The sequence below is a fragment of the Streptomyces sp. NPDC059895 genome (genome assembly GCF_042731035.1).
Taxonomy (GTDB): domain Bacteria; phylum Actinomycetota; class Actinomycetes; order Streptomycetales; family Streptomycetaceae; genus Streptomyces.
Genome location: NZ_JBHWKO010000012.1, coordinates 83,872 through 110,007 on the forward strand (window position 1 = coordinate 83,872; position 26,136 = coordinate 110,007).

General features: G+C 73.0%; 22 protein-coding genes and 3 pseudogenes. 8 read left to right on the forward strand and 17 right to left on the reverse strand.

The window, feature by feature from the left end:
• Positions 1–17: 17 nt before the first annotated feature.
• Both ACFV9M_RS16685 and ACFV9M_RS16690 read right to left on the reverse strand, forming a co-directional pair.
• A complete protein-coding gene (locus tag ACFV9M_RS16685) occupies positions 18–362 on the reverse strand; it encodes a YxD-tail cyclophane-containing RiPP peptide (protein WP_385063261.1) in 345 nt (114 codons plus the stop codon).
• Positions 363–372: 10 nt separating this feature from the next.
• On the reverse strand, positions 373–1,485 hold the full coding sequence (locus ACFV9M_RS16690) for a hypothetical protein (protein WP_385063263.1): 1,113 nt from the start codon (positions 1,483–1,485) through the stop codon (positions 373–375).
• Positions 1,486–1,986: 501 nt separating this feature from the next.
• On the opposite strand from ACFV9M_RS16690, the gene ACFV9M_RS16695 reads away from it, so the two are divergent.
• Positions 1,987–3,132 (forward strand): DUF475 domain-containing protein, encoded by a 1,146-nt coding sequence (locus tag ACFV9M_RS16695; protein WP_385063264.1) that lies wholly within the window; start codon positions 1,987–1,989, stop codon positions 3,130–3,132.
• Between the two features lie 158 nt (positions 3,133–3,290).
• On the opposite strand, the gene ACFV9M_RS16700 is transcribed toward ACFV9M_RS16695, so the two are convergent.
• Positions 3,291–4,097: an SDR family oxidoreductase gene (locus ACFV9M_RS16700; protein WP_385063265.1), complete on the reverse strand. Its 807-nt coding sequence runs from the start codon at positions 4,095–4,097 to the stop codon at positions 3,291–3,293.
• Entirely contained in the window at positions 4,094–4,621 is a 528-nt protein-coding gene (locus tag ACFV9M_RS16705; protein WP_385063266.1) for a MarR family winged helix-turn-helix transcriptional regulator, read from the reverse strand. The genes ACFV9M_RS16700 and ACFV9M_RS16705 overlap by 4 nt, the downstream gene beginning before the upstream one ends.
• A gap of 80 nt (positions 4,622–4,701) precedes the next feature.
• Here ACFV9M_RS16705 and ACFV9M_RS16710 point away from each other — a divergent pair, with 80 nt between their 5' ends.
• Positions 4,702–5,274 carry an NADPH-dependent FMN reductase gene (locus tag ACFV9M_RS16710; RefSeq protein ID WP_385063267.1) on the forward strand — a complete coding sequence of 191 codons (573 nt, stop codon included), beginning with the start codon at positions 4,702–4,704 and terminating at the stop codon, positions 5,272–5,274.
• Between the two features lie 339 nt (positions 5,275–5,613).
• Complete coding sequence (locus tag ACFV9M_RS16715) at positions 5,614–6,147, forward strand: DUF1990 family protein (protein WP_385063268.1); 534 nt, start codon at positions 5,614–5,616, stop codon at positions 6,145–6,147.
• Positions 6,148–6,226: 79 nt separating this feature from the next.
• On the opposite strand, the gene ACFV9M_RS16720 is transcribed toward ACFV9M_RS16715, so the two are convergent.
• Together ACFV9M_RS16720 and ACFV9M_RS16725 are read right to left on the reverse strand one after the other, a co-directional pair.
• Positions 6,227–7,264, reverse strand: coding sequence for an alpha/beta hydrolase family esterase (locus ACFV9M_RS16720; RefSeq protein WP_385063270.1), 1,038 nt, complete (start codon positions 7,262–7,264; stop codon positions 6,227–6,229).
• 257 nt (positions 7,265–7,521) lie between these two features.
• Positions 7,522–7,992 (reverse strand): hypothetical protein, encoded by a 471-nt coding sequence (locus ACFV9M_RS16725; protein ID WP_385063271.1) that lies wholly within the window; start codon positions 7,990–7,992, stop codon positions 7,522–7,524.
• A gap of 268 nt (positions 7,993–8,260) precedes the next feature.
• On the opposite strand from ACFV9M_RS16725, the gene ACFV9M_RS16730 reads away from it, so the two are divergent.
• A complete protein-coding gene (locus tag ACFV9M_RS16730; RefSeq protein WP_385063273.1) occupies positions 8,261–9,511 on the forward strand; it encodes a PucR family transcriptional regulator in 1,251 nt (416 codons plus the stop codon).
• Between the two features lie 9 nt (positions 9,512–9,520).
• Here the strand turns inward: ACFV9M_RS16730 and ACFV9M_RS16735 are convergent, their stop codons facing one another.
• The 5 genes from ACFV9M_RS16735 to ACFV9M_RS16755 all read right to left on the reverse strand — a co-directional run bounded on the left by ACFV9M_RS16735 (position 9,521) and on the right by ACFV9M_RS16755 (position 14,786).
• Positions 9,521–9,976 (reverse strand): SsgA family sporulation/cell division regulator, encoded by a 456-nt coding sequence (locus ACFV9M_RS16735; protein ID WP_385063275.1) that lies wholly within the window; start codon positions 9,974–9,976, stop codon positions 9,521–9,523.
• A 143-nt stretch (positions 9,977–10,119) separates the two neighbouring features.
• Positions 10,120–10,842: an alpha/beta fold hydrolase gene (locus ACFV9M_RS16740; protein ID WP_385063277.1), complete on the reverse strand. Its 723-nt coding sequence runs from the start codon at positions 10,840–10,842 to the stop codon at positions 10,120–10,122.
• Between the two features lie 256 nt (positions 10,843–11,098).
• On the reverse strand, positions 11,099–11,872 hold the full coding sequence (locus tag ACFV9M_RS16745) for a helix-turn-helix domain-containing protein (protein ID WP_385063279.1): 774 nt from the start codon (positions 11,870–11,872) through the stop codon (positions 11,099–11,101).
• Between the two features lie 189 nt (positions 11,873–12,061).
• Positions 12,062–12,892 carry an alpha/beta fold hydrolase gene (locus tag ACFV9M_RS16750; RefSeq protein ID WP_385063281.1) on the reverse strand — a complete coding sequence of 277 codons (831 nt, stop codon included), beginning with the start codon at positions 12,890–12,892 and terminating at the stop codon, positions 12,062–12,064.
• A 442-nt stretch (positions 12,893–13,334) separates the two neighbouring features.
• Entirely contained in the window at positions 13,335–14,786 is a 1,452-nt protein-coding gene (locus tag ACFV9M_RS16755; protein ID WP_385063283.1) for a WGR domain-containing protein, read from the reverse strand.
• Between the two features lie 247 nt (positions 14,787–15,033).
• Between ACFV9M_RS16755 and ACFV9M_RS16760 the strand changes: the two genes are divergently transcribed.
• Positions 15,034–15,885: a hypothetical protein gene (locus ACFV9M_RS16760; protein ID WP_385063285.1), complete on the forward strand. Its 852-nt coding sequence runs from the start codon at positions 15,034–15,036 to the stop codon at positions 15,883–15,885.
• Between the two features lie 84 nt (positions 15,886–15,969).
• Here the strand turns inward: ACFV9M_RS16760 and ACFV9M_RS16765 are convergent, their stop codons facing one another.
• Positions 15,970–16,554, reverse strand: a complete 585-nt coding sequence (locus tag ACFV9M_RS16765; RefSeq protein WP_385063287.1) for an HD domain-containing protein — start codon at positions 16,552–16,554, stop codon at positions 15,970–15,972.
• Between the two features lie 129 nt (positions 16,555–16,683).
• Between ACFV9M_RS16765 and ligA the strand changes: the two are divergent.
• Positions 16,684–18,802 (forward strand): annotated as a pseudogene (gene ligA / locus ACFV9M_RS16770) (NAD-dependent DNA ligase LigA).
• 180 nt (positions 18,803–18,982) lie between these two features.
• Here the strand turns inward: ligA and ACFV9M_RS16775 are convergent.
• A complete protein-coding gene (locus ACFV9M_RS16775) occupies positions 18,983–20,506 on the reverse strand; it encodes an alpha/beta fold hydrolase (RefSeq protein WP_385063289.1) in 1,524 nt (507 codons plus the stop codon).
• Between the two features lie 118 nt (positions 20,507–20,624).
• On the opposite strand from ACFV9M_RS16775, the gene ACFV9M_RS16780 reads away from it, so the two are divergent.
• A complete protein-coding gene (locus ACFV9M_RS16780) occupies positions 20,625–21,578 on the forward strand; it encodes a MerR family transcriptional regulator (RefSeq protein ID WP_385063420.1) in 954 nt (317 codons plus the stop codon).
• A gap of 5 nt (positions 21,579–21,583) precedes the next feature.
• Here ACFV9M_RS16780 and ACFV9M_RS16785 read toward each other — a convergent pair.
• Positions 21,584–22,210 (reverse strand): annotated as a pseudogene (locus ACFV9M_RS16785) (amidohydrolase family protein); the annotation flags it as partial.
• 26 nt (positions 22,211–22,236) lie between these two features.
• Here ACFV9M_RS16785 and ACFV9M_RS16790 point away from each other — a divergent pair.
• A pseudogene (locus tag ACFV9M_RS16790) lies at positions 22,237–23,014 on the forward strand (TetR/AcrR family transcriptional regulator).
• Here ACFV9M_RS16790 and ACFV9M_RS16795 read toward each other — a convergent pair.
• The 3 genes from ACFV9M_RS16795 to ACFV9M_RS16805 all read right to left on the reverse strand — a co-directional run bounded on the left by ACFV9M_RS16795 (position 23,015) and on the right by ACFV9M_RS16805 (position 26,089).
• Positions 23,015–23,326, reverse strand: coding sequence for a hypothetical protein (locus ACFV9M_RS16795; protein WP_385063293.1), 312 nt, complete (start codon positions 23,324–23,326; stop codon positions 23,015–23,017).
• 267 nt (positions 23,327–23,593) lie between these two features.
• On the reverse strand, positions 23,594–25,222 hold the full coding sequence (locus tag ACFV9M_RS16800; RefSeq protein WP_385063295.1) for an MDR family MFS transporter: 1,629 nt from the start codon (positions 25,220–25,222) through the stop codon (positions 23,594–23,596).
• Between the two features lie 132 nt (positions 25,223–25,354).
• Positions 25,355–26,089, reverse strand: coding sequence for a TetR/AcrR family transcriptional regulator (locus tag ACFV9M_RS16805; protein ID WP_385063296.1), 735 nt, complete (start codon positions 26,087–26,089; stop codon positions 25,355–25,357).
• Positions 26,090–26,136: the final 47 nt, after the last annotated feature.

Genomic DNA, 26,136 nt, shown 5'->3' on the forward strand with positions numbered 1-26,136 from the left:
CCGGTCCGCCGGGCCATCTACGGGTCTCCCCCGGGGGAGTCCTCGTGATACGCCACGGCTCCACCGTCGGCGCTGCCGGCACGGGCCAGCAGCGTGGCCAGCACCGCGCCGAGCACAGGATGGCCGACCCTGCTGCGCAGCACGGCGAGGTCATGCCCCGTGTGGTCGGGAAGCGGCGCGTCCGCCCACCCGCCGCCCACCGGCTGCCCGTCGTCCACCCGCTGTCCGTCGCCCACCGACTGCTGTCCGTCGTCCACCCGCTGTCCGTCGCCCACCGACTGCTGCCCGTCGTCCACCCGCTGTCCGTCGCCGCCGGCCGGCTCCTGCCGTGCGGGGGTCCGCTCTTCGGTCAACTCTGTCACCCTGGGCTCCTCACCCTGTGCCGCCGAGCGCGCGCATGCGCTCGAACGTGGACCGGGCCAGCGGTCCCTGCGCCGCCTGAGCCCGCTGCCACAGCGCCCATGCCTCCCGATAGGACGCCAGGGCCCGCTCGGGCCCCGCCGTCCGCTCCAGGACGACCCCGCGCTGGTGGTGTGACCGGGCAGCCAGCAGCGGCTCACCGGCCCGGTCCGCACTGCGTGCGGCACGGTGATACGACTCGGCCGCCGTGTCCAGCCACTCCGGCGCGCCGGTCCGGTCGGCCAGCTTCACCGACACGTCCCCGCGCTCCAGCCATGCCAGTGCCGCGGTGCGCTCCACGGCCGTGCCGCGGGCCGCGCTGGCGAGCACCCACTCGGCCTCGTGCAGGTCGGTCGGCGCACCGCCCGCGGCATGGTGGCGGTGCAGGGCCTGTCCGAAGAGCAGTTGGCGTTCCGCCAGGCGGGGATCGCTGCGAGGGGTGAGGGCGAGCGCCCGACGCAGCACCCGTGCCGCGTCGGTGGCGTCCGCCAGTCCGCCGCCCCGCTCGGCACGGGCCACCAGCACCTCGCCGCGGCCCACGAGCAGTTGCGCCCGCAGCGGGTCGTCGAGGTCCACCAAGGTCTGGGCCTGGGCGAAGACCCGGTCGGCGGCGTCGAGTTCGGTCGTCTCGGCGGTGTGGCGGTAGCGGGCGCTGTGCGCCTCGGCGAGGCGGCGCAGGGCCTGCACGCGCAGGTCTGGGCCTCGCTGGTCTGGGCCTCGCTGGTCGGGGCCTCGCTGGTCGGGGCCGCCGTCCGGCAGTGCCTCGACCGCCTGTTCCAGGGCGTCCAGCACCCCGGGGGCCCCCGTGTCGCCCGCCGCCACCGCCCGGGCCTCGGCCAGGTCCAGCAGGGCTCGGCAGCGCACCGCGGAGGGCTCCGTCGCCTGCCGGCTGAGCCGTACACCGGCCTCCAGGTCCGCCGCCGCGCGCAGGGCCAGGGTGCGGGCCTCGTCGGTGGAGTTCCGGCCCCGCGCGGCTCCCGCGAGGGCCAGGAGCCTGCGGCCCCGGGCGAGGACGGCGGAGCCGGACGCGTTGCAGAACACGTTGCAGGCATCCACGGAGGCGGCGGCCGTGTCGCCGCTGCTCATGACCGCTCACCGGCCGTCGGCGTCGATGCCTGCCGCTCACTCACGTCGCGCTCCTCGTCATCGGACGGTGGGATGCGTGCGTATCACCGAGGGCTGTGTGCCCGGGAGGGGGATGTGCGGGCAGACAACAGCCCCCCAGGGCATGTCACCTCCATCACAGTACGCGGGCGGTGCCCGGTCAACAGCGTTTTCCGGCCGTCGGTCGGCCCCGGCCCCCGTCGGCCCGAGGCGTGCCGGCCTCGCGGGCCCTGCCCTCTCGTGGGCCACGCCGGGGGTGGGGCGGTCCGGGCTGAGTAGGCTGCGTCCGTCATCGCGTGAGGTGCGGGTGCGTGCCACGGCGGCAGGCCGGCCGGCCGCCGACGCGGTGTGCGCGCCCGGCGTGGGGGAACCGGTACTCCGGCCGGCCGGGGCGGACACCACCGGGGATGGACACCACCCGTGCCGGGCACGCGATGCGTACACCGCACCAGGGCGGAGCGGTATGACGAGAACGGGTGACGTGTGTTGGTGAAGACGTTCCGCTGGGCCTTCGCGGTCACGGGGCTGGGGCTGGTCGCAGGTGTCCTCTACGGCGGCTGGTCCGCCCTCGGTGTCGTGGCGATCCTGGCCGTGCTCGAGATCTCGTTGTCGTTCGACAACGCGGTGGTCAACGCCGGGATCCTGAAGAAGATGAGTGCCTTCTGGCAGAAGATCTTCCTCACGATCGGCATTCTCATCGCCGTGTTCGGCATGCGGCTGGTCTTCCCCGTCGTGATCGTCGCGGTCAGCGCCTCCATGGGCCCCATCGAGGCCGTCGACCTCGCCCTGACCGACAAGGACCGCTACCAGCAGCTGGTCACGGACGCCCATCCGTCGATCGCCGCGTTCGGTGGCATGTTCCTGCTCATGATCTTCCTGGACTTCGTCTTCGAGGACCGGGACATCAAGTGGCTCGGCCGGCTGGAGCGGCCGCTGTCCAAGCTCGGCAAGGTCGACATGCTGTCGGTCTGCATCGCGCTGATCGTCCTGCTGATCTCGTCGATGACCTTCGCCACCCACGCCCACCAGCACGGCGGCACCCACGCCGACAAGGCCGAGACCGTCCTGATCTCCGGCGTCGCCGGCCTGATCACCTACATGATCGTCGGCGGCCTCTCCGGCTTCTTCGAGGACAGGCTCGAAGAGGAGGAGGAACGCGAGCACGAGGCCGAGGAGAAGGCCGAGCGCGAGGGCAGGCCCAAGTCGGCGGTCGTCCTGGCCGGCAAGGCCGCGTTCTTCATGTTCCTCTACCTCGAGGTCCTGGACGCCTCCTTCTCCTTCGACGGCGTGATCGGCGCCTTCGCCATCACCAACGACATCCTCCTGATGGCCCTCGGCCTGGGCATCGGCGCCATGTACGTGCGGTCGCTGACGGTCTACCTGGTCCGCCAGGGCACCCTCGACGACTACGTCTACCTGGAGCACGGCGCCCACTACGCCATCGGCGCCCTCGCCATGATCCTGCTGGTCACCATCCAGTACCAGATCAACGAGATCATCACCGGCCTGGTCGGCGTCGTCCTGATCGGCGCCTCCTTCTGGTCCTCCGTCCGCCGCAACCGCGCCCTCGCGGCCGCCGACGGCGAAGCCGGCTCGGACGAGAAGACCGAGGTCCCCTCCGGGGTGTGACGGTCAGCCTGCCAAGTCCGCCGGACGAGGCCCCGGACGACGACGCCGGGGCCTCGCGTTGTCGGCGGGCGCGGGGAGGCGGTCCGGCGTGCCGGGTGGTCCTCGCCGGCGGCGGCAGTGCACCCGGGAGGGCGGTGGACCTGGCGTCACGGGTCGCGTTACGCGAATCCGCCGTTGCTCATCAGGAGTTGGCCGTTGACCCACTGGCCGTGCGGGGAGCAGAGGAAGTCCACGAGGTGCGCGGTGTCGCGCGGGGTGCCGAGGCGGCTGAGCGGCGTGCGGCCGAGCACGTGCTCGCGCACGTCGTCGGTCATCCAGCCGGTGTCCACCGGCCCGGGATTGATGACGTTGGCGGTGACACCGAGGTGGGCGAGTTCGTGCGAGGCGGCCAGGGTGATGCGGTCCAGGGCGCCCTTGCTCGCGCCGTAGGGCAGGTTGCCGACGGTGTGGTCACTGGTGAGGGCGATGATCCGGCCGCTGCCATGGGCGGACGCGAAGCGCCGGCCGTACTCGCGGATCAGCAGCCAGGTGGCGCGCGCGTTGACCGCGAAGTGGCGGTCGAAGCTCTCGACGGTGGTGTCGAGCAGACCGGAGTCGACCGACTCGCAGTGGCACATCACCAGGGCGGTGGCACCGCCCAGTACGCGTTCGACCTCGTCGAAGACGCGCTTCGGGGCGTCCGGGTCGGCGAGGTCCGCCTCGACGGCCGTGGTGGCGGCACCGTGCTCGGCGAGGGCGTCGCCGATCGCCCTGGGTGCACCGGGCTCGCCGCCCCAGGCCATGCGCTCGTCGTAGGCGCTCCAGTAGGTGAAGGCGATGTCCCAGCCCGACCGGGCCAGTCGGCCGGCTATGCCCGCGCCGATGCCGACGGTGCGCCCGACCCCGGTGACCAGGGCGACTGGGCGGGCGGCGGGGAGGGGGCTCCGACCGGGCTCGGATCGGTCTTCGCCGTTGTTCGTCGTCACGGTCCGAGATGGTTCCTGTCCGGTGCCGGATCGACAACCGCTTTTCCGGCAGTCGGCAGGGCGCTGTCGGCGGCGATGGCCAGCACGGTGGAACGGAAGGCCGTGCGCTCCTGAGGGGCGAGGGGAGCCAGAAGGCGGTTGAGCTCGTCGGTCACCCTCTGGTGGAAGGCGAGGGCTGAGCGGCGGCCGTCGTCGGTGAGGACGACGTGGACGGCGCGCCGGTCTTCGGGCGCGGGTACGCGTTCGACGAGGTGGCGCTGGGCGGCGCGGTCGACGAGTCCGGTCATGTTCGCTTTGCCCACGCCGAGGTGGCGGGCGAGTTCGGCCATGGCGCGAGGTTTCTCCGCGAGGACGCACAGCATGCGGCCCTGGACCGGGGTGAGGTCGTAGTGCTCGGCCACCCGCGCGAAGGTGTCGCGGATCAGCCGGGAGAGCTGGATGAGGGCCGTGGCGTCGGCCTCGGCCTCCCCGCGCGCGGCGAGGCCGGTGCCGCTCTGGGCTTCGGTGGACGGGGAGATGGTCACAGGCGCTATCGTACAGCTCCAGGACAGTACACCTCACGTACTATCCATGACACGTACCATGTCGACGTGGAGGAACCCTCGTGACGCGTATCGGGATCATCCTGGGCAGTACCCGCCCCGACCGGAAAGGCGAGCCGGTGGCGCGCTGGGCTGTGCGAGTGGCCTCGCAGCGCGAGGACGCCGAGATCGAACTGGTGGACCTGCGGGACTTCCCGCTGCCCCTGCTGGACGAGACGGCGCCGCCGTCGTTCGGCCAGTACCAGCACGAGCACACGCGCCGGTGGGCACAGAAGATCGCCTCGTTCGACGGGTTCGTCATCGTCACCCCGGAGTACAACCACAGCACCACCGGCGTGCTGAAGAACGCGCTGGACTACCTGTTCGCCGAGTGGAACAACAAGGCCGTCGGATTCATCTCCTACGGCCCCCAGGGTGGCGTCCGCGCCGTGGAACACCTGCGGACGATGGCCGGGGAGCTGATGATGGCCGACGTGCGCGCACAGGTCGTCCTGCCGTTCACCACCGAGTTCGAGAACCGCAGCACCTTCAAGCCCGGCGACCACAACCTCCCGGTCCTGACCACCATGCTCGACCAGGTCATCTCCTGGAGCCAGGCACTGGCACCGCTGCGCGCCCGGCAGGCCGCCGCCTGATCCCGCCGTGACCTCGCCGCGGACGCTTCGGCGCGTCCGCGGCGCTGCCGGGCCGGCCGCCACTCCCACCCGGCCCGTCCTCGGTGGTGCGCGGTGGTGCTCGGTGACCCGGCGGCGTGAGGCGGGGCACACCGCCGAAACCCCCAGGCCCCCAGGCCGATATGTTGAGCCGGAGAGCCGGAGAGCCGGAGAGCCGCACAGCCGGATTAGCCGGACAGCTGACAGCTGACAGCTGACAGCCGGAATGTCCAGCCGTCGGACTGGTGCGCGGTGGGCCGAGATGGGGGTACGGGCATGGCGGGTGACGGCACCGGACGACCGGGGCGGCGGTCGCGCTGGATGTCCGGCCGTCCGACCGACGGTCTGAACTACGGCACTCCCGGGGCCACGTCCCCCGGAAACCCTCGCTGGCGGAGTGCCCCTGCCGGGTTCCGTCGCTTCGAGAGGACCGTGACGGTCGGCGTGGGCGAGGGCGCCTGGGCCGCCGCCCGGGAGGCCGTCATGCGGTGGGAGGTCAAGCGGCGCAGCGGGTTCGACGTCGACCCGGCCGACGGGGCGGGCGTCGAGGTGCGTCCGGGAGGGCGCTACACCGTCACAGCGGGGCTCGGCCCGCTCGCCGTGCGCGAACCCGTCGAGGTCGTCGCCGTGGTGGACGACGCGGACCGGTGCGGTTTCGCCTACGGCACCCGCTGGGGGCACCCGGTCAGCGGAGAGGAGGCGTTCATCGCGCACCGCGGCGGCGACGGCCGTGTCCGCCTGACGCTCCGGTCGCTGACCCGGGCCGCGCCGACGGGTCCGTGGCGGCTCGCGTACCCCGTCCTGCTGCTCGCCCAGCGCTGTGTGCGCGGGCGGTACCTGCGTGCGCTGATCTGAACGGTGAAGTCGCCCGGTAACCGCACCGCGCCGCGCCGCGGCGGTTCAGGCCGCGGTGCGGGCGGGACCCGGTCCGGGTTCAGCCGTCGAGGCCGAAGAACCCGGCCGCGTAGTACGGCCCGCAGAGAGAGTCGTGGCCCTGGCCGACGGTGCCGCACTTGTCCATCCCGATGCCCGGATCGACGGGCGCCTCGTGGCCCATCGAGCTGATCAGGTACGTCTCGACCTGCCCGCTGCCGTACACCTGCTTGGTGACGCCGAGGGCCGGACGCGACGTGGACGCGGACGTCTGCGAAACGCCGAGCACGTCGGTCCAGCCGTCGCGTTGCTTCTCCAGCGAGTTCCTGTTGATCAGCAAGTCGGAGCCGCCGTGCCAGATCTGCACCCGCGGCCTCGCGCCGGTGTAGCCCGGGTATGCGCTACGGATCTTGTCTCCCCATTGCCGCGGGGTGAGGGAGTTGATCATGCCCGGGCACTGCGCGAGCAGGCCGGTGTCGAAGTAGTCGTCCTCGGTGTCGGCACAGCCGTACGCCATGCCGAAGAACACCGCGCCCGCCTTGAACACGTCCGGGTAGGCCGCGAGCATCACGTTGGTGGCGGCGCCGCCGCCGGAGTACCCGGTGGCGTAGACGCGGCTCGCGTCAGCGGCGTGGTTCGCCTTCATGTAGTCGACCATCTGGACCACCGAGCGGGCCTCGCCCTGGCCGCTGCGGGTGCGGTCGACGGGGTTCCACGCGCTGAAACACTTGTGCGGCACGATGCCGCCGGAGCCGACGTTCTCGTCCTTCTGCTCCGGGAAGACGATCGTGAACCCGTAGGCGTCGGCGTACTTGCGCCAGCCGGTGTTGACGTCGAGGTCCTGCGCGGAGCCGCCGCAGCCGTGGAAGAGGACCACGACCGGGGCGCCGGACTGCGCCTGCTCCGGGACGTAGGCGAACATCCTCAGGTTGCCCGGGTTGGTGCCGAAGTTCTGCACTTCGTGGAAGCCGGTCTGCGCCCGCGCCGGAGCGGCGGAGAACATCGTCGCGGCCAGCACCGCGACGACCGCCGCCAGGATGACGTTGATTCTGAGTAAGGGGAAGCGGGTATCCGCGCCCGCCACGCTGTGGAAGACCATGCCCCGCAGGATGGGGCCCCTCCCCGTGCCGCGGCATCGGCAAGATGACCGGCCGGGCAGCGCCGCCGACGGCGCGTCCGCCGTGGCAGGCCCTGCCGCGGGTGTCGCGTCCAGGAGGGGATCAGGCGCGTGGTGCCGTGCCGGCCCCTCGGCCTCTCAGCGCCTCCGCCAATCCGCCGATCCGCCGATCCGCGGGTCCGCCGGGGGCGGCCGGTCTGCCGGGGGCGGCCGGTCTTTGCCGGCCCTGGAGAGCGGCTCTAGTCGTCGTACGTCGCGCACAGGGTGCGCACCTCGTTGCGGGCGGCCACGGCCTCCGCGCCCTTCACGTCGTTGGTCTGCAAACGGCGCACGACGTTCTGCAGCGCCGTGTCCAGGTCGTCGTAGCGGTCGTCCAGTTCGGCCGCGGAGTGGGCCAGCGCGGCAGCGGCCCCCACGCGGTTGTAGCGGGCCTCGAAGGCGCTGTCGGAACCACCGTAGACGGCGCTCAGCTCCGGAACCCGGCGGAACGCCTGGCAGGCGCCCGCCGCGTCGGCCCGGGCGTCGCCCAGACCGGTACCGGCGGCCGCGCTGTCCCCGCCGGCCCACAGCAGCCAGCCGAGACCCACCCCCGCGCCGCAGGCCACGACCGCCGCGATCAGCGGCGCTCTCCACCGGGCGGAGGGACGGCTGCCGGCGGTGGTAGCCGGCGGGTCGACGGGAGGCGGCGGGACGGGTGCGGGGACGGTCATCGACTCGGCTCTCTCCGTCGGACGGGCGGGCGCGCTGCCCGGAACGGGCAGCAAGATAGCCGCCGCCACGCACACCTGTCTCGCAAACGAACGCACGATCGCCGGCATCCGGCACCACCACGTGCCGTGCCGTGCCATGCCGGGCCAGGCCAGGCCAGGCCGGGCCAGGCATGGCACGGCATGGCACGGCCAGGTGTTCTCGGATTGTTGAAGATTTGATCCCAGGGATTCACGGCTTGTAGAAAGACCATCCGACGAAAGGATGGCCGTGGTCGAACCGCTCCGACGGGCCCGGGTGGGCAGCGATGCTCTGCAGACTCTGATCGAGGAACTCGCGCAGTTCCTCGGCCGGTCGGTGGTGCTGGACGACCCGGTCGTACGGTTCATCTGCTCCAGCCGGCATTACGGGGACGCGGACGCGGTGCGGATCCGCAGCCTGTTGCAGGGGCAGGCCGATGACGACATCATCCGCTACGTCCTCGACCAGGGCGTCGCTCAATGGCGTGCCCCGGGATACATCGAGGGTCGCGACGACCTCGGGCTCAACGCCCGCTACTGCGTCCCCCTGCGCGAGCGCGGGCACCTGCTCGGCCTGCTGATGGTCATGGCGCCGGACAAGGACCTCACCGAGGAGGAGATCGGGGCCATCTCCCGGACTGCCCCCGCCGTCGCCGCGCAGATGTACGCGGAGCACAGGGCGGGCGACGCCGAGGAGGCCCACGCGCAGGAGCTGCTGCTGGGGCTGCTGGGCGCGAGCCCTGTGGGCCGCGGCACGGCGCACCGGCAGCTGGCGGAGGGCGGGCTGGTGCCCGACGCGCCCCACGCCCTGGTCACCGTCGTCCGTGCGCCGGGTTCCCTGGAGGCGTCCGGTCAGGTGGAGGTCGCGCTGCGCGGCGCGCTGGAGGGCTTCCGCCGGACCCGGTCGGCGCACGGGCTCCTCGCGGTCAACGGTGACCGGGCGGTCCTGCTCCAGGTCGGCGAACGGCCGCTGCGGGCGCAGGAGGTGACCGCCCAGTGCACCCGCATCGTCGAGGCGCTCGACACCTACCTGGGGGCCTCGGCGGGAGCGGTGGTCGGCGTCGGAGGACGCCAGGACGGACTCGCGGACGCCTGGATCTCCTACGAGCAGGCGCTCGTCGCCGCGCGCGCCGCGCGCCGCATGCCGCACCTCGGGCGCGTCGGCGACTGGGACGAGCTCGGCGAGTTCGCGGTGCTGTTCCAGCTGCCGGACCGCGCGCTCAACCCGTCACTGCTGCCCCAGCCGCTGCGCACCCTGCTGGAGGCGGCCGGAGGGCACCGGCTGGTGGACACGCTCCGGAGTTTCCTGGAGCACGCGGGGTCCGTGCCCCGCACCGCCGAGGCGCTCCAGATCCACCGCACCTCGCTGTACTACCGGTTGAAGCAGATCCAGGAGATCACCGGTCTCGATCTGGACGACGGCCGCGACCGGCTCGTGCTGCACCTGGGCCTCCAGGTGCGGGAGCTGCTGGCCCCGAAGGACCAGGACACCCCGGCGTAGGGCGGGCGCTCAATCGGGCAGCAGTCCGTCCAGGGCCGTGGTCCAGTCGATCCGTCCGCTCTCCTCGCCGGGGGCGACCGCCTCCCAGGTGCGCACGAGCCAGGCGCGCAGCGGCTGTTCGGGGATGTGCAGGAGGGCAGTGCCGCTCGTGCCGTGCAGATGGACGCGGGTGTCCTGCTGTCCGTGGCACCGGCACGGCGGGTGGACACGGACGTCTCCCTCTCCCGAAGGGCGGCGCAGACCGTTCGTGAGCAGGTCCCGGGCGAAGACCCATGGCGCGGCACGCGCGCCGTCGGGGCCGGGCAGCTCCAGGCGTACCTCGAAGGGGAGCCGCGGGTCGTAGACGAACCGGGCCGGGATCGGCAGGAGTTCGGCGTCGCCGACCAGCAGTCCGACGGTGACGTCCAGGGCGATGATGTCGCTCGGGGGGCGCAGTCCCTGCTCGGGCAGCGGGGGCGTGGTCATGGGTCTCACCTCGAAGTGGTCGTGGCGTGTCGGGGACGGACGTGATGTCGGCGTGCGCCGTCAGGCCTCGGTGGGGTCCGGCAGCGGGCGGCGCGGCCACGGCGCCGACGGAGGCGGGCCGGCTGGACGGCACACGCCGGCGGTCAGCGCGTCGTCGCGTGGACCGCGTCGCGGATCACGTCGGCGACCGCCTTCGGCCGGGAGAGGGCGACCGCGTGGGAGGCTCCGTCGAGTTCGACGACGGTCGCGCCCGCCCGCTCCGCGCCGAACCGCTCCACCTCGGGGTTGATGGCCTGGTCCGCCCCGGCGACGACCGCCCACACCGGCCTGGCCCGCCAGGCTGCCGCCGCCGCGGTCTCGGTGAACGCCGAGGTGACCAGAGGCCGTTGGGAGACGGCGAGGATACGGGCGACGGACGGGGAGACGTCGGCGGCGAACACCTCGGGGAACGCCTCGGCGGAGATGGTCACCTCGGTGGCCGTACCGCCGTCGGGGGCGGGGCAGGTCCACTGTTCGAGGTGCGCGGCCAGCGGGGAACCGGGGAAGCGGCCTTGCAGTTCGCCGAGGCTCTCCCCCTCTTCGAGGACGTACGCGGCGACGTAGACCAGGCCGACGACGTTGCTCGCGGTGCCCGCGACGGTGATCAGCGCGCCGCCGTAGGAGTGACCGGCCAGGACGACCGGGCCGTCGATCTGCTCGACGACCGACGTGAGGTAGGCGGCGTCCGAGGCGAGGCCGCGCAGCGGGTTGGGGGGTGCGAGAACCCGGATGCCGTCGCGCTGGAGTTCGTCGATGACACCGAGCCAGCCGGCGGCGTCGGCGAACGCGCCGTGCACGAGGACGACGGTGGGTGGGGAAGGGGACATGGGTGGATCTCCCGACATGGGGCGCCCGCGCACCGGGCGCTGTGAGTGAATGAAAGGGGTGAGGATCAGGCAGCTGCGTGAGCCGGATGTTCTCCCGAGGCGGGGCGGTGCGAGCCGGCGGCCGTTGCCACCGTGCACCGGACGTGTTCCGTCACCGCATTCCGCCGGTGCCCCGTCACCGCATTCCGCCGGTGTCCCGTTCCCCGCGGTGCGGGTCGGCTGTTCTCCGACCGTGCCGCAGTCGTTTCCCCGCACCTCAGGAATGGTCCGCGGATTTGCTCGGAACCCTCTCCTGCCACTGGCTGGGAGACGTGCCGAAGGCACTGCGGAAAACCCGGCTGAAATGGGAGGGGCTGACGAATCCGTAGGTCTGTGCCACCGCGGCCACGGAGCGCCTGCGGTTCGGCGGCCGGCCCAGTTCGAGACGGCACGCGTCGAGACGGCGACGGCGGATGTAGGCGCTCACCGTGACGCCGTCCCGCTGGAACAGCTTGTGCAGGTAGCGCACCGACATGAAGTGCGCGCGGGCGATCGACTCCGGGCCCAGCTCCGGGTCTCCCAGGTGCTCATCGATGTGGGCGCGGATACGGCACATCACCGCGTCCCTGGTGTCCGCGTGGGCGGTCCGCCGCGCCGCCGGCAACTCCGCGACCAGCAGGGCCAGCAGATCGGCGGCGTTGAGGGCGAGCCGCCGGCCGCTGTGGGACCGGGCGAGCCACTCGTCCTGGGCGAACGACCCGAGGAACTGCGACGCCAGCGCGGCGACGCCCGAGTCGCCCCGCACGTGCAGGCCGGCGAGGCGCGTCCCTTCCCGGGCCGATATGCCCAGGTACAGGAAGGGAATTCGAAAGAAGGCGAAGGCGTCCCCGTAGATGGGGAGGGAAGGAGGCTTCGTTCCCATGAACAGCAGGTCGCCGGCCGCCACGGAAAGCTCATGCCCCCAGTCCGTCTCCGTGGTGCAGTTCTCCAGACACAGGCCCAGGTAGAGGCTTTCAGCGGCGCCCGCGTGAGGAGGAAGGGGAAGAGCCATGAACCGACCGGAATCGGCCCCGAGGTGATCGGAGAGGAATTCGTTCTCCTCGGGTTCGGACATGGTCGACCGGACCGACGTGGTCATTTTCTGCTCCAGTCGCGTCAAGGAAAGGATATGGAGGGAGTGTCGTCCGCAGGCCGCTCGTCGGCGCGGGCCGGGTGCCCGGTCAGGTGCGGCGGCCGCGCCTCAGGAGAGGAACTTCTCGACCACGGCGTTGAAGGCGGGCGGGTTCTCGAGGAACGGGAAGTGCGAGCCGGCCACGTCGGTGGGGAAGACGTGCAGCCGGGCGTCGGGAATGCGGTCGGCGATGTACCGCTGCGAGTCGGGGTGCACATGGCTGCCGTCACAGCCGATGACCAGCGTCGGCACGTCGACCCGCGGGAGGAGGTCCCGCCAGTCCTGGGCGCAGTGGTCGAACAGCAGCGGCACGCCCGCGTAGGCCGGTGTCGAGGTGATCTCCCGGGCGACGAAGGCGAGTATCTCGGGGTCCGGATCGCCGGTGAACATGCCGCGGACGAAGTCGTGGCGGACCCGCTCCCCGTCCGGGCCCGCCAGCGCGGCCCCCAGTTCCAGCAGCCCGGCCACGTCGAAGATCGCCCCCGACTCGCGCTGTTCTTCCGGGGTCATCCACGGAACGGCGGCGACGGCGGCCGGCTGGTCGACGGCGACGAACCGGCGGATCCGGTCCGTGCCGAACTGGTCGATGAAGCTCCACCACACCGACACGCCCATCGACCAGCCCAGCGCGTCGAACCGCTCCAGCCCGAGGTGGTCCACGAGGTCGAGGACGTCGCGGGCCAGCCGGGCGATGCGGTAGCCGTGCCGCGGCTTGGCGGAGAGTCCGTGGCCGCGCAGGTCGAGCGTGATGACACGGCGTGACGGCGCCAGGCCTTCCGTCTGGTGGTGGAACATCGCCTGCGTCTGCCCCCACCCGTGGAGCATGACCAGCGGCACTCCGCCGCCGCCGCTGTCCCGGAAGACCAGACGTATGCCGTCGTTCGTGGTCAGCTCGCCCATCACGCTGTTCGTCCTCCCGCTCGGCCTGGGCGGCGCCTGTGGCGCCGTCCGCTCCGAAGACCCGGTCCGTGTGCGGCCGACATCAGGGTCGGCCGCTGTCTACGGCATTCTGATCTCTCCGGCGCCCCGGGCACCACCACGCTCCGTAGGGATTGGCGGGCGGGATACCCGTCACTCTGTAGAAGAGCTGTGATGCCGGGTACCGGGTGCCGGGTACCGGGTGGTCTGCGACGAACGGTCGGCTGGGGCAGGACGGGGCGGGGACGGAACGGACGGGGACGGGCGGGGCGGGGACGGGTCGGACGGAACCCGGACGGGCGGGAGGCTCAGCGGTCCGGGCCGGGCCCCCGGCCACGCCGGTCTCGTCGCGCGGGGTGAGGCCGAGGGCTTGCGGCACCGGCCCGGTCGCGCTCGCGCGGGCCGAGGGTGTGTCCGTCCCGGTCTACAGCAGGCGCCGGATGTCGCCGCGGACCCGGTAGAAGCCGCCGGCCGCCGGGTGCAGCGCGTCCACGACGTAGCGTGCCCCGGGTACCCGTATCGCGCGGGGGAACTGGACCCTCCAGGACGAGTCGTAGCCGTCGGACACCACGTGCACGCGGAGCCGGCCGCCCTCGCTGACGCACTCGACCACGACCGTTCCGGCGGGAGCCCGGTCCACGCCGGCCACCGCGTCCGCGGCCGTCGCCGGCGCGTGGACCGGCAGGGCCGCGGCGAGCTTGATGTCCCGCGCCACCGGCACCGTGCCCTGCTGGGCCGCGGCGACGGCCGCCTCACTCGCGTCCACGCACACCAGGGAGCCGTCCGTGGTCACCAGGTACAGCCGCTCCTCGCGGTACTGCATCGACAGCGCCGAGCCTCCGCCCGTACCCAGCTTCCACAGCCGCGTACCGTCCTGGTCGAAGCAGTAGACGGAGGAGGAGGCGTCGCCGGCGAAGACGAACCGGCCGCCGGGCGACGTGGCGCACGAGTACACCGCGCTGTCGCAGGCGTAGGTGGCCTCGATGCCGCCGGTCGCCTTCGACAGTCGCTGCACCACGCGGTGCGCGGTTCCCGCGTACACGGCGTCGTCCTCCTGCCAGCCGAACAGCACCCCGCCCCGGGTGGGCGTGTGCCACAGTTCGCCGCCGCCGTCGGGCGCGTAGGCGGTGACGCCGCGGTAGTGACCGTGGTAGACGGCCCGGTCGTCGGCGCGGACCATCCAGGCGTGCTCGCCCTGGCTGCGGCGGGCCCACTGGTGTTCGTCCTCGTGGTCGATGACGGTGAGCCGGCCGTCGCGGTCGGAGACGTTCAGGATGCCCTCGTGGATGTCCAGCCAGAAGATGTCGACGTCCGCGGCGATGTCGTACGCGGCGAACGGCAGCTTGGAGGACAGGTCGTAGACCTTGCCGTCGTCGCAGCCGGCGTAGATCCAGAAGTCGTCGGCGACCAGGCACTTGACGCCGTCCGGCAGGCTGAAGCGGGCGAGGACGCCGCCGTCGTGGTCCAGGGTGTACACGTCACCGGACTGGTTGCCGACCCAGCAGTGCCGGTCGTCGACGTGGATGCCGAACGCCGACGAGCCCGTGCGGAACCGCCACAGCACCGGGGCCACGGCGCGCGCGGTGGACGGAGCCGACGACACCTGACGCCGGGTCACCGCGCGGGGGGCCCGCTGTCCGGCGACAGCCGGGGCGTATCCCTTGCGGACCTTCTCCCCCACCTTCTTCGCGGCGGCGGCCTGCGCCTTCTGCGGGGTCGGGAACGTCGTCGTCTGGGTCTGGCCGGCGGCGCCGATCCGCCCGTACCGCAGCGTCACCACCTGGCCGTCGACGGCCACTTCGTAGAACTTGTGCGCGCCTCCGCTCTCCTGCGACAGCTCCAGATACGTCGTCGACACCGCGGACCCCGCAGACATGACAGCCCCTCCCCGAACACGGACCCGCGGTCTTTCCGGCGGGTCCCACTGCTCACACCATAGGAGCGGCCACTGACAACGGCGGCCGACGGCTGTTGCGCCGGCCCGTGACCGGAACGGCCCGTCCGTCGCGTCCGTCGTCATCGGTACTTTCGCCAGTCTTCCGGCTCCGCCGGTGACACCTCCCGGACACCGCCCCTAGCTTGCTCGACCGACGGGGGTTCCCCATCCAGGAGGTGTCACAGGAATGAAGCACCTGATGCGCCGTATCTCCGGCGCGGCGGCGGGTCTGCTCCTCGCCGCACTCCTCACCCCGGCCACCGCGGCAGCCGCGGACACCGCGGCCCTGGCGGCGGGCGGCACAGGACCGTATCCGGCCGGCTACGAGACGGTCTCCGATCTGCCCGACCACACCGTCTACCGGCCGGACACCCTGCCGGCCAGCGGGAAACTGCCGATCGTGGCCTGGGGCAACGGGGCGTGCCGGGCGGACGGCACCTGGTTCCAGAACATCCTCACCGAGTTCGCCTCGCACGGCTTCCTGGTCATCGCCAACGGCCGCCCCGGCGGTACCGGCCAGACCTCCTCGGACATGCTCATCGAGGCGGTCGACTGGGCGATCGCGGAGAACAACGACCCGCTCAGCAAGTACAGGGGCAGGATCGACACGTCCGAGGTCGCGGTGATGGGCCAGTCCTGCGGCGGGCTGGAGACCATGGAGGTGGCGGACGATCCGCGCATCGACACCACCGTGATGTGGAACAGCGGACTGCTGAGCCTGCTCGACAAATGGACCCAGCTGCCCGACCTGCACGCGCCGATCGCCTACTTCGTCGGCGGGCCGGACGACATCGCGTACGAGAACGCCATGGACGACTGGTCCCGGCTCCCCGCCGGGCTGCCCGCCTTCATGGGCAACCTGGACGTCGGGCACTACGGCACCTACGCCGAACCGAACGGCGGTGAGTTCGGGCGGGTCGGCGTGAACTGGCTGAAGTGGCAGCTCAAGGGCGACACCGCCGCGCGCGCCCAGTTCGTCGGGCCGAACTGCGGTCTGTGCTCCACCGACTGGGACGTCCTGCAGAAGAACCTGTCCTGACCCGGCCGGCCCCGGCCGCGGCGGAGGGTCCCGTCCCCGCCGCGGCCGGGGTGGAAGCGCGGTCACGGGCGGCGGCCGGACACGTCATCCGCGCGGCACCGGAACAGCGAGGTCCGGGTCGCCGAACCGTGCGCGCAGGGCCTGGAAGGCGGTGACCTTGTCCTCGCCGAAGCGGCGGACGTGGGCGGCGTACTCGTCGGCGGAGAGGAACGCCGTGGGCCTGGACTTGCTGTGGAACTTGTCCGCGTACATCACCAGCTTCTCCTCGTCCGTCACCGCCAGGTAGTCGGCGACGGGCAGCGGGAGGCCCTGGCTCAGGACGTCGTTCTTCGTGACTCCCACTCCGGTGTGGTGGGAGCAGAAGCGGCACAGGACCTCGGGGAGGCCTTCGTCCTGGAGGAGGGCGTGGCCGAGCAGTCCGTGCCGGATGTAGTTCTCGTGGTCCAGCCGTCCGTCGTCCCCGTAGAGGCGGTAGACGCCGATGTCGTGGAGGAGGCAGCCGGCGCGGACCAGTTCGGCGTCGAGATGACGCAGGTGCGGCGCGGAGAGGAGTTGCTCGGCGATGGACCAGACGACCTCGCAGTGCGCGTGCACCAGCGCCAACGCCTCGGCGGTCGGCGCGTACTTCTCGTGCAGGGCACGGATCTCATCGGGTCCCGGAATCCTCATCCGGGGAGCGTAGCAACCGCGCGGACGCGTCGGGCGGCCGGACGGCCGGCTTCGCCGGTCCCTCCCCCGGCCCGAGCGTGGCCCGGCGGCGGAGGGGCGTTGTCAGTGGTGGCAGGCAGGATGACCCGCATGACAACACCTGCTGCAGTGATCGTGGACGCCACCGCCTACGCACAGGCGGTCGAGGACGCGGTGAAGGCGTCGGCCGCCTACTACTCCGGGGGCACCTCGGCACTGGACGACGACGCCTACGACCGGCTGGTGCGCGGCATCGCGGCCTGGGAGGCGGACCATCCCGGGCAGGTGGTGCCCGACTCGCCGACCGGGAAGGTCGCCGGCGGCGCCGTCGGGGGGGGACGTCCCGCACACGGTGGCGATGCTGAGCCTGGACAACGTGTTCTCGCCGGACGAGTTCGCCGCGTGGGCCGCGTCGCTGGCCCGCCGTGTCGGTCACGAAGTGGAGCGGTTCAGTGTCGAGCCGAAACTGGACGGCCTGGCGATCGCGGCCCGCTACACCGACGGCCGCCTGACGCGGCTGATCACCCGGGGCGACGGGACGGCCGGGGAGGACGTCTCGCACGCGATCGGCACCGTCGAGGGCCTGCCGGAGCAACTGGCCGAGCCGGTCTCGGTGGAGGTGCGCGGTGAAGTCCTGATGACCACCGCCCAGTTCGAGCACGCCAACGAGGTGCGCACCGCGCACGGCGGCCAGCCCTTCGCCAACCCGCGCAACGCCGCGGCGGGCACCCTGCGTGCCAGGGACCGCGCGTACACGGTGCCGATGACGTTCTTCGGCTACGGCCTGCTGCCCCTCGCCGGCACCGGGTCCGCGCTCGCCGGCCGGCTGGCGGAGGCCGCGCACAGCGACCTGATGGCCCGGGCCGCCGCCCTCGGGGTGAACACGACCGCCGCCACCGCCGTGCCCGGCGTCACCGCCGGCACCGTCGACGAGGTCCTCGGGAGGGTGCGGGAGATCGAGGCCCTGCGGCCCGGACTGCCGTTCGGGATCGACGGGATCGTGGTCAAGGCCGACCTCGCCGCCGACCAGCGGGCCGCCGGGTCGGGGTCGCGGGCACCGCGTCACGCGGTCGCCTTCAAGCTGCCCGCCGTCGAGAAGATCACCCGGCTGCTGGCGGTGGAGTGGAACGTGGGCCGCACCGGCGTCATCGCCCCCCGCGCCGTCCTGGAGCCGGTCACGATCGACGGCTCCACGATCACCTACGCCACCCTCCACAACCCGGCCGACATCACCCGCCGCGACCTGCGCCTGGGCGACCATGTGATGGTCCACCGGGCCGGTGACGTCATCCCCCGTGTCGAAGCGCCCGTCGCTCACCTGCGGACCGGCGACGAGCAGCCGATCGTCTTCCCCGAGGCGTGTCCGCGCTGCGGGTCCGGCATCGACGGCAGCGAGCAGCGCTGGCGCTGTGAGAACGGCCGCGACTGCCACCTCGTCGCGTCCCTCTCCTACGCCGCCGGCCGCGACCAGCTCGACATCGAAGGGCTCGGCCACACCCGGGTCGTCCAGCTCGTCGAGGCCGGCCTGGTCGCCGATCTCGCCGACCTGTTCACCCTCACCCGCGACCAGCTCCTCGGTCTGGACCGCATGGGGGACACCAGCACCGACAACCTCCTCGCGGCGCTGGCCGCGGCCAGGAACCAGCCGCTGTCGCGGGTGCTGTGCGCGCTCGGTGTGCGGGGCACCGGCCGCTCCATGTCCCGCCGGATCGCCCGGTACTTCGCCACCATGGACAATCTCCGCGCCGCCGACGCCGAGACGGTCCAGCAGGTGGAGGGCATCGGCACCGAGAAGGCGCCGTCCATCGTGGCCGAGCCCGCGGAACTCGGCCCGCTCATCGACAGACTCGTCGCGGTCGGCGTCAACATGACCGAGCCCGGCGCCACCCCGCCCACCCCCGCACACGACACCGCGGACGGCACCGTGCCCGAGCAGCCGTCCGGCGGCGGGGGTCCGCTGGACGGCATGACCGTGGTCGTCACCGGCGCGATGACCGGCCCGCTGGAGCGGCTCAGCCGCAACCAGATGAACGAGCTCGTCGAACGCGCCGGCGGCCGCTCCTCCTCCACCGTCTCCAGGAAGACCACCCTCGTCGTCGCCGGGGAGAACGCCGACTCCAAGCGCGCCAAGGCCGAGACCCTCGGCATCCGCCTGGCCGGCCCCGACGAGTTCGCCGCCCTCGTCGCCGGCTTCCTCGGCACGGACGCGGGCGGGGAGCCGACGAAGTAGCCGCGCACGCCGACGCGTTCCGGCCGGCGCCGCTGCCGCTCGCCGCGGCGACGGGGCCGCGCGCGCGGGAGCGCAGGGCGTGCGCGCGCCGGCAGGCGGTGAGGTACTCCGCCGGGGTCCGGGCGAGTTGCTGGGTGACGGCCATGGCGGCCGGGTCCCCTCCGGGGGCGGGGCCGGGGCTCACGCCGTCAGACGGGCCAGCACCGAGCGCATCGCGCGGTGCACGGCCTCGCGGGACTCGCCGGTCGGGTCGAGGGGCTCGAAGCCGTGGTGGCCGTGCGGCACGTCGATCACCTCGACGTTCGCCCCGCAGTCCCCGGCCGCGGTCAGGAACTCCTCGACGGTCGCGGCGATCTCGGGGGTCTCCCGCCCGACCCGGGTCAGCACGACGGGCAGGGTGCCCGCCCCGGCCAGCGCGTCCGCCGGGTGGAAGCGGCTGTCGGCCAGACCCCAGTTCGGCAGGGGCGCCAGGACCGGATAGGTGGCCGCCAGGCAGCGCAGCCACGCCGGCGGCGCCCCCAGCCAGTCGGCCGTGAGCAGTCCGCCGCCCGAGAAGAACCACAGCGCGACCCGGTCGGGGTCCACCCGCGGATGGGCCCGCACCAGCTCCACCGCGGCGGCCACGTCGGCGGCGGCGCGCTCGTAGTGCGCCACGTCGTGCAGACGGTGGTCGAGGGTGGCGCCCACCACCCCTTGCCCGGCGGCGTACCGGGCGTACCCGACCAGGGCCGGCCAGTCCCGCGGGGTCGGAACGGCCTCGGCGGGCACCGGGCCGCCGTGCACGAACACCACCGCCGGACGCCGGCCCTCGGTCTCGGGCAGGTAGAGGTCGACGTGGTCGTGGCGTTCGCGCGGGAGTGCGGGCACGTCGAGCAGGAACGGCCGCAGGTGCGCGGGCGGTTCCGCCCGAGCGGCCGGAGCCAGCCGGTGCCCTTCGCCGGACGCGGCCCGCAGCAGGACGTCGGCCAGCTCGGCGGGGCAGGACAGCATCGGCCAGTGCCCGGTGGGGAGTTCGAAGAACGTCACCCGGGGACCGGTCAGCGCCTGAAGGGCGGGGTCGCCGAAGTCGACGAGTCTCTGGACGGTCTCGATGCTCGCACCGTTGCCGGTGCACAGCACGCCGGTGGTGGGCACCGCGGCCACCGCGCCGGTCAGCCGCAGCGGCTGGAGCAGGGTGCCCAGGGGCTGCGGTGCGGCGAGGGCGGTGAGCCGTTCCAGCGCCGGGTCGGGCACTCCGGCGGTGCTGCCCCAGCGCTGCCACGCGTCACGGCCGGGAGGCGCCAGCTCCCCGTCGGTCCCGCTCGTCGCGCCGTGCCCGGCCGACCGCGCGCGCAGCTCGTGGTCGGGCAGGGCCGCGAGGGCCGGGACGCCGTCCCGCGGCAGTCCCGCGTCCACGCAGACGACGCGCGCGACGCGCTCCGCCCGGCGGTCGGCGGCGCCGAGCACCGGGTGGACGCCGTAGTCGTGGCCGACCAGCACGATGTCCCGCCCGGCCGGCGCCGCGCCCACCGCGTCGATCACCGCGACCACGTCCGCGATGTGGGTCTCCAGGTCGATCCGGGTCCGCTCGGCACGGCGGGCCCCGTCGAGCCCGGTGAGGGGGGCCGTGTGCGCCTCGGCGCCCGCCGCGGTCAGTCGCGCGGCCGTCTCCTCCCACACGTGGGCACCGGTGAACACGCCGGACACCAGGATGAACACGGTCATGACTCTCTCCTCCAGCACGTCGTCGTCCGCGGACCGGCCCGCTCGTGCCGCCCGCGCTCGCCGGTACGGTAGGAACTCCCCCTGAGGGAGGTTCAAGCGAGGTTCAAGGGAGGTTCAGCTGTCCATGTCGTACGACGGCCTGTGGAGCATCGGCGAACTCTCCGAGCACGCGGGCGTGACCGTCAAGACCGTCCGCTTCTACTCCGACCGCGGTCTGCTGCCGGAGACCTCGCGCAGCGCCGGCGGGCACCGCCGCTACGGCCCCGACGCCCTGGACCGGCTGCGCCTTATCCGGTCCCTGCGCGCCCTGGACCTGCCGGTGCCCGAGGTGCGCCGCATCCTCGACGAGCAGGACCGGGGGTGTGCGGAGGGCGGCGTGCTGGAGGACGCCGTCGCCGGACGGCTGCGTGCGCTCGGCTCCGAGCTCAGGGCGCTGCGCTGGCGGGAGGCGGCGCTGCGGCTGGTGCGGGACTGCCCGCCCGGGGAGCGCGCCGACCGGCTGCGCCTGGTCGGCGCGGTGGCGGCCCCACCGAGCACGGCCGCGCCGGCCCGTTTCTGGCGCGCCTGGCTCCCGCCGCGGATGCCGGCCCGGTCGGTGGCCGCGTTCCTGGAGGCGGCGGTCCCTCAGCCGCCCGACGACCCGGCCCCGGCCCACGTGCTCGCCTTCGCCCGGCTGCACGCGCTGACGACCAGCCCGTGTGCGGGCGCCGCGCGGCCCCAGCCCGAGGCGCACCGGCTCACCGGGGCCCGCGGGGCGGCCGTGCTGTACGCGGGCCTGGCCGAGGCGTACGCGCTGGCGGGCGACCAGCTGCGCCGCGACCGGGAGCCGTGTCCCGGCGAGGCGCTGGACGGCTTCGTGGCCGCGTACGCGAGCGCGTACGGCACCCGGGACACCCCGGACTTCCGCCGGCTGCTGTCCGGGCAGCTCACGGCAGACCCGAGGATCGACCGGTACTGGGAGCTCGTCGCCGAACTGACCACTCCCCCGGGCGGCCGGCCCGAGCCGACCCCCGGCTCGGCGCACGACTGGCTGCTCGAGGCCCTGACCGCGCAGACCGCCACGACGGCCTGACCCCGTCAGGCTTCCGGTGCCGCGTACATGCGGCGGCCGTCCACGTACGTGAGGTGAACGCGGGTGTCGGCGATCGATTCCGGTGCGGCGGCGAAGGGGTCGCGGTCGAGGACGACGAGGTCGGCCCGGTTGCCCGGGCGGAGGCTTCCGGTGTCGTCGAGGTGGTTCACGTGGGCGCTGCCCGCGGTGCAGGCGGCAAGGGCGGTGGTGAGGTCGAGGGCCTGTTCGGGCAGGAACGGTTCGGCCGCCGTCCCGGGCAGGACGCGGTTGACGGCGACGTGGATGCCGGCGAGCGGGTCGGGGCTGGAGACGGGCCAGTCGCTGCCCGCCGCGAAGGTGGTGCCGGCGCGGAGCAGGTCACCGAAGGGGTACTGCCAGGCGGAGCGTCCGGGGCCGAGGAAGGGGATGGTCAGTTCGTCCATCTGCGGTTCGTGGGCGGCCCACAGGGGCTGGATGTTGGCGGTGGCTCCCAGGTGCCGGAAGCGGTGGATGTCGTCGGGGAGGACGACTTGGAGATGGGCCAGGTGGGGGCGGGTGTCCCGCCGTCCGTTGGCGGTGCGGGCGGCGGCGACGGCGTCGAGGGCCTCGCGTACCGCCCGGTCGCCCAGGGCGTGGAAGTGGACCGGGCGTCCCGCCATCGCGACAGACCGGAGCCTGTATGAGTGCCTTCGACGACGCCGACCGCGCGGCCCCTGCGGAACGGCTCGCGGCCGGACGCCGGCGCCGCCCCACCAAGACGGGGACCGTCCTCGATCACGATCTGATCGTGCAGACCGCGCTCCGCCTGCTCGGCCGGCACGGCAGTGAGGCACTGAGCGTGCGCCGGCTGGGAACCGCGCTGGGAGCGGATCCGTCGTCGGTGTACCGCTACTTCCGCAGCACCGACGACCTCGTGCTCGCGGTCGCGGACGAACTGATCGGCATGAGCCTGCGGGATGTCTACGTCAGCGGTGACCGGCGTGCGGACCTGCACCGCATCGGGACGGGCCTGCACCGCGTCTACACCGCCCACCCGCGAGGCCGCGGTCCTCGCCGCCTCGCGGGTCACCCGCCGCCCCAACGAGATCAAAGGGGTGGAGATCGGTTTGGGAGTCCTGCGCCGAGCCGGCTTCTCCCCCGACGAGGCATCCCGGCACTACCACCGCTTCATCGACCTGGCCCTGGGCTTCGCGGCGATCGACGCGGCCGCCATGGCCCTGCCCCCGGAGGCCGCCGCGGCCGACCGCGCGGCGTGGCGGGCGGCCTACGCCGACCTCCCGGCGGACCAGTACCCCCACATCGCCGAGGCGGTGGACGCCCTGGCGGACACCATGAACGGCAGCGCCTACGCCGGAGCACTGGAGCTGTTCCTCGACGGCCTGGGACTGGCGCTGCACCGCACGACCCGGGCGCGTCCGGACGTCCAGCCGCCCCGGGAGGCGGCCGACGGGCCCTGATCAGGCGTTGGCGTTCGGGGTGGCCAGGTCCCGTTCGAGGATCTTGCCCGTCGCGGTCATGGGCAGGGTCTCGGCGAACTCGACGACGCGCGGGTACTTGTGCGCGGCCGTCGTCTCCCCGCACCAGGCGATGAGGGCATCCTTCTCCCCGCACCAGGCGATGAGGGCGTTCTTCGAGAGACCGCTGCCGGGTTCGAGGATCACCACGGCCTTGATCTCTTCGCCGTAGCCGGGGTGCGGCACCCCGGTGACCGCCGCGAGGCGGACGCCCGGGTGCGTCAGCAGGACCTCCTCCACCTCGCGCGGGTACACGTGGTGTCCACCACGGATGAGCGCACACTCCCGCGGTGAGGGCCCGCTGCTCGTAGCGGAGCTCTCCTCACCCGGAGGCTACTTGCAGAGCCGGGAGGAGCAGGGAGGAGCCGGCCGTCTCCCGGACGACCGGCTCGCCTCCAGGACGCGCTTCCACCACGGACCGGGGACCGGATCGGCCCGCATCAGCGGCTCGATCCCGTCCCCCGTCGCGTCAGTGATCGCTGACCGGACGGACCCGTCCGGTCGGCCGGCCGCCCCGTCGGGCTAGGCCTGCGGGGCCGCCTCCTTGGCGGTGGTGTCGGAGGCGTCGTCCGCCGCGTCGGGCTGTGTGTCGGCGAGGGGCTTCTCCGGCAGGATCAGGGCGAGCACCAGGCCGACGACGAAGACCGGCGTGAGGTACAGGAACACTGGTGTCAGCGCATGCTGGTAGGCGTCGATGACCAGGGACTGGGTCTGCGCCGGGAGGGCGTGGACCAGGGCGGGGGTCAGCGACTCGGAGCTGCCGACGGAGGCGGTGGCGCCGCCCGGCAGGGTGGCGGCGAGCTGGTCGGTGAGCCGGGAGGCGAACACGGAGCCGACGGCGGCGGTGCCGAGGGTGGCGCCGATCTCGCGGAAGAAGTTGTTGGACGAGGTGGCGGTGCCGACCTCGGTGGCCGGGAAGTCGTTCTGCACGGCGAGGACGAGGGTCTGCATCAGCAGGCCCACGCCGGCGCCCATCAGGAAGACGTACACGCAGACGAGCACGATCGAGTCGTCCACGTCCAGCGTCGACATCAGGAAGACGGCGATGCCCGTGATGACCGAGCCGGCGATGGGGTAGGCCCGGTAGCGGCCGGTCTTGCTGATCAGGGCGCCGGACGGGATGGCGGTGGACATGATGCCGACGACCATCGGCAGCATCAGCAGTCCGGCCTCGGTGGCGGTCTTGCCGTACACCATCTGGAGGTAGGTGGGCAGGTAGCCGACGACGGCGAACATGCCGACGCCGACGACGAGGAGACCGATCAGGGTGGAGATGTTGAAGATCCGGCTGCGGAAGATGCCCGGCGGGATGATGGGCTCGGCGACCCTGCGCTCCACCGTGAAGAACAGGATCCAGGCGGCGACGCCTCCGGCGGCCAGGGCCAGGATCAGCGGGTCGGTCCAGTCGTAGTCGTTGCCGCCCCAGGTGGCGACGAGCACCGTGCAGGCGACGGCCGCGGCCATCAGCACGAAGCCGGCGTAGTCGAAGGCGACCTTGACGTGGCGGCGCGGCAGTCGCATGCCGAAGGCGCAGATGGCCAGGGCGAGTGCGCCGAGCGGCAGGTTGATCCAGAAGCACCAGCGCCAGTCGGAGCTGTCGGTGAACCAGCCGCCGAGCAGCGGTCCGGCGACCGAGGCGAGGCCGAACACGGCGCCCATCGGCGCCATGTACTTGGCGCGCTGCCGGGGCGGCACCAGGTCGGCGATGATCGCCTGACTGGTGATCATCAGGCCGCCGCCGCCCAGGCCCTGCACGGCCCGGCCGATGACGAGGAGTGTCATGGACTGCGCGGCGCCGGCGAGGGCGGAGCCCAGGATGAAGACGGCTATGCCGGAGAGGAAGACGGCCTTGCGGCCCAGCATGTCGCCGAGCTTGCCGTAGACGGGCATGCCGATGGTGGCGGCGAGGATGTACGCGGTGGTCACCCAGGCCATGTGGCTGACGCCGTCGAGTTCGCCGACGATCGTGGGCAGGGCCGTGGAGACGATGGTCTGGTCGAGGGCCCCGAGCAGCATCGCGATCATGAGGCTGGCGAAGATCAGCCCGAAGTGGCGCGGGAGGCCGGTGGGTTCGGCGGGCGGAGCGTCTGCCGCGCCCTGCCCGGGTATGCCGGGGTCGGGCCGGGCCGCGGTGGAGGAGGCTGTGGGCATGTCGGGAACTTTCTGACTCGTTCGGTGGTGCGGGCAGCCCGGCGTCCGGTCCGGTGCGGGAGGTACGCGGGCTGAAGGGCCGGGGGGGAGGGTGCGGGGCACCGGCGCCGGAGCGGCCGGGATCCGCGTCCCTCACTCGGGCTGGTCGGACAGGACCGTGCGGAGCAGGGCGGCGGCGTGTCGGAGTTCCGCGGCCGGCGAGGAGTCCCCCGGCTCGCCGGTGTCGCGCCGCTCCGCCCGGGTGGGCGTGCCGTGGGTGCCGTCGCGCTCCGCGGGCTCCTCCTCGGCGGTGGACCACTGCTGGAGGCCGACGCGGACGACGGACAGGGCGAGGCCGGTCAGCAGGGCGGGCAGGGGATCCGCCGCGGGGACGCCGAGGCGGTGGGCCACGACACCGGTCAGTTCGCTCTCGAAGGCGTCGAACCGGGCGTGCAGGACGGCGGCCAGTTCGGGATGCGCGGTGGCGATGCGGACCATCGCCCGGAAGTGCCGGCGTCCGCCCGGGGGCGGGGAGTCCTCGTCCAGCTGGTGGATGAGGACGTCCACCAGGTCCTCCAGGACGCGGCGCGGCCGCGGGTCCCCCTCGGCGATCCGGAGCCGCTGCTCGTCGGTGAGCGGCGGGGGGCCGACGGAGAGGGCGGACTCCTTGGTGGGGAAGTAGTTGAAGAAGGTCCGCGGGGAGATCCCGGCCTCGGCGCTGATCATGTCGACGGTCACGTGCGCCAGCCCGTCACGCTCCACGAGCCGCACGGCGGCGGCATGGATCGCCTGCGCCGTCTCCCGCCGCCGGCGAGCCCGCAGCCCTTCCGGTGCGGCGGAGGGCGTCGTGGAGACGGCGTCACGGGAGGAGGGGGGCGGGGAGGTCACGACCGCATTCTTGCAGAGCCCGCAAACATTGCACAAACTGCAAGTCG

Coding starts and splice junctions, on each gene's coding strand:
- ACFV9M_RS16690 (WP_385063263.1), bottom strand. CDS start 1,485: ATGAGCAGCGGCGACACGGCCGCCGCCTCCGTGGATGCCTGCAACGTG.
- ACFV9M_RS16715 (WP_385063268.1), top strand. CDS start 5,614: ATGTCCGGCCGTCCGACCGACGGTCTGAACTACGGCACTCCCGGGGCC.
- ACFV9M_RS16720 (WP_385063270.1), bottom strand. CDS start 7,264: ATGGTCTTCCACAGCGTGGCGGGCGCGGATACCCGCTTCCCCTTACTC.
- ACFV9M_RS16725 (WP_385063271.1), bottom strand. CDS start 7,992: ATGACCGTCCCCGCACCCGTCCCGCCGCCTCCCGTCGACCCGCCGGCT.
- ACFV9M_RS16735 (WP_385063275.1), bottom strand. CDS start 9,976: ATGACCACGCCCCCGCTGCCCGAGCAGGGACTGCGCCCCCCGAGCGAC.
- ACFV9M_RS16740 (WP_385063277.1), bottom strand. CDS start 10,842: ATGTCCCCTTCCCCACCCACCGTCGTCCTCGTGCACGGCGCGTTCGCC.
- ACFV9M_RS16745 (WP_385063279.1), bottom strand. CDS start 11,872: ATGGCTCTTCCCCTTCCTCCTCACGCGGGCGCCGCTGAAAGCCTCTAC.
- ACFV9M_RS16750 (WP_385063281.1), bottom strand. CDS start 12,892: ATGGGCGAGCTGACCACGAACGACGGCATACGTCTGGTCTTCCGGGAC.
- ACFV9M_RS16755 (WP_385063283.1), bottom strand. CDS start 14,786: ATGTCTGCGGGGTCCGCGGTGTCGACGACGTATCTGGAGCTGTCGCAG.
- ACFV9M_RS16760 (WP_385063285.1), top strand. CDS start 15,034: ATGAAGCACCTGATGCGCCGTATCTCCGGCGCGGCGGCGGGTCTGCTC.
- ACFV9M_RS16765 (WP_385063287.1), bottom strand. CDS start 16,554: ATGAGGATTCCGGGACCCGATGAGATCCGTGCCCTGCACGAGAAGTAC.
- ACFV9M_RS16775 (WP_385063289.1), bottom strand. CDS start 20,506: ATGACCGTGTTCATCCTGGTGTCCGGCGTGTTCACCGGTGCCCACGTG.
- ACFV9M_RS16800 (WP_385063295.1), bottom strand. CDS start 25,222: ATGCCCACAGCCTCCTCCACCGCGGCCCGGCCCGACCCCGGCATACCC.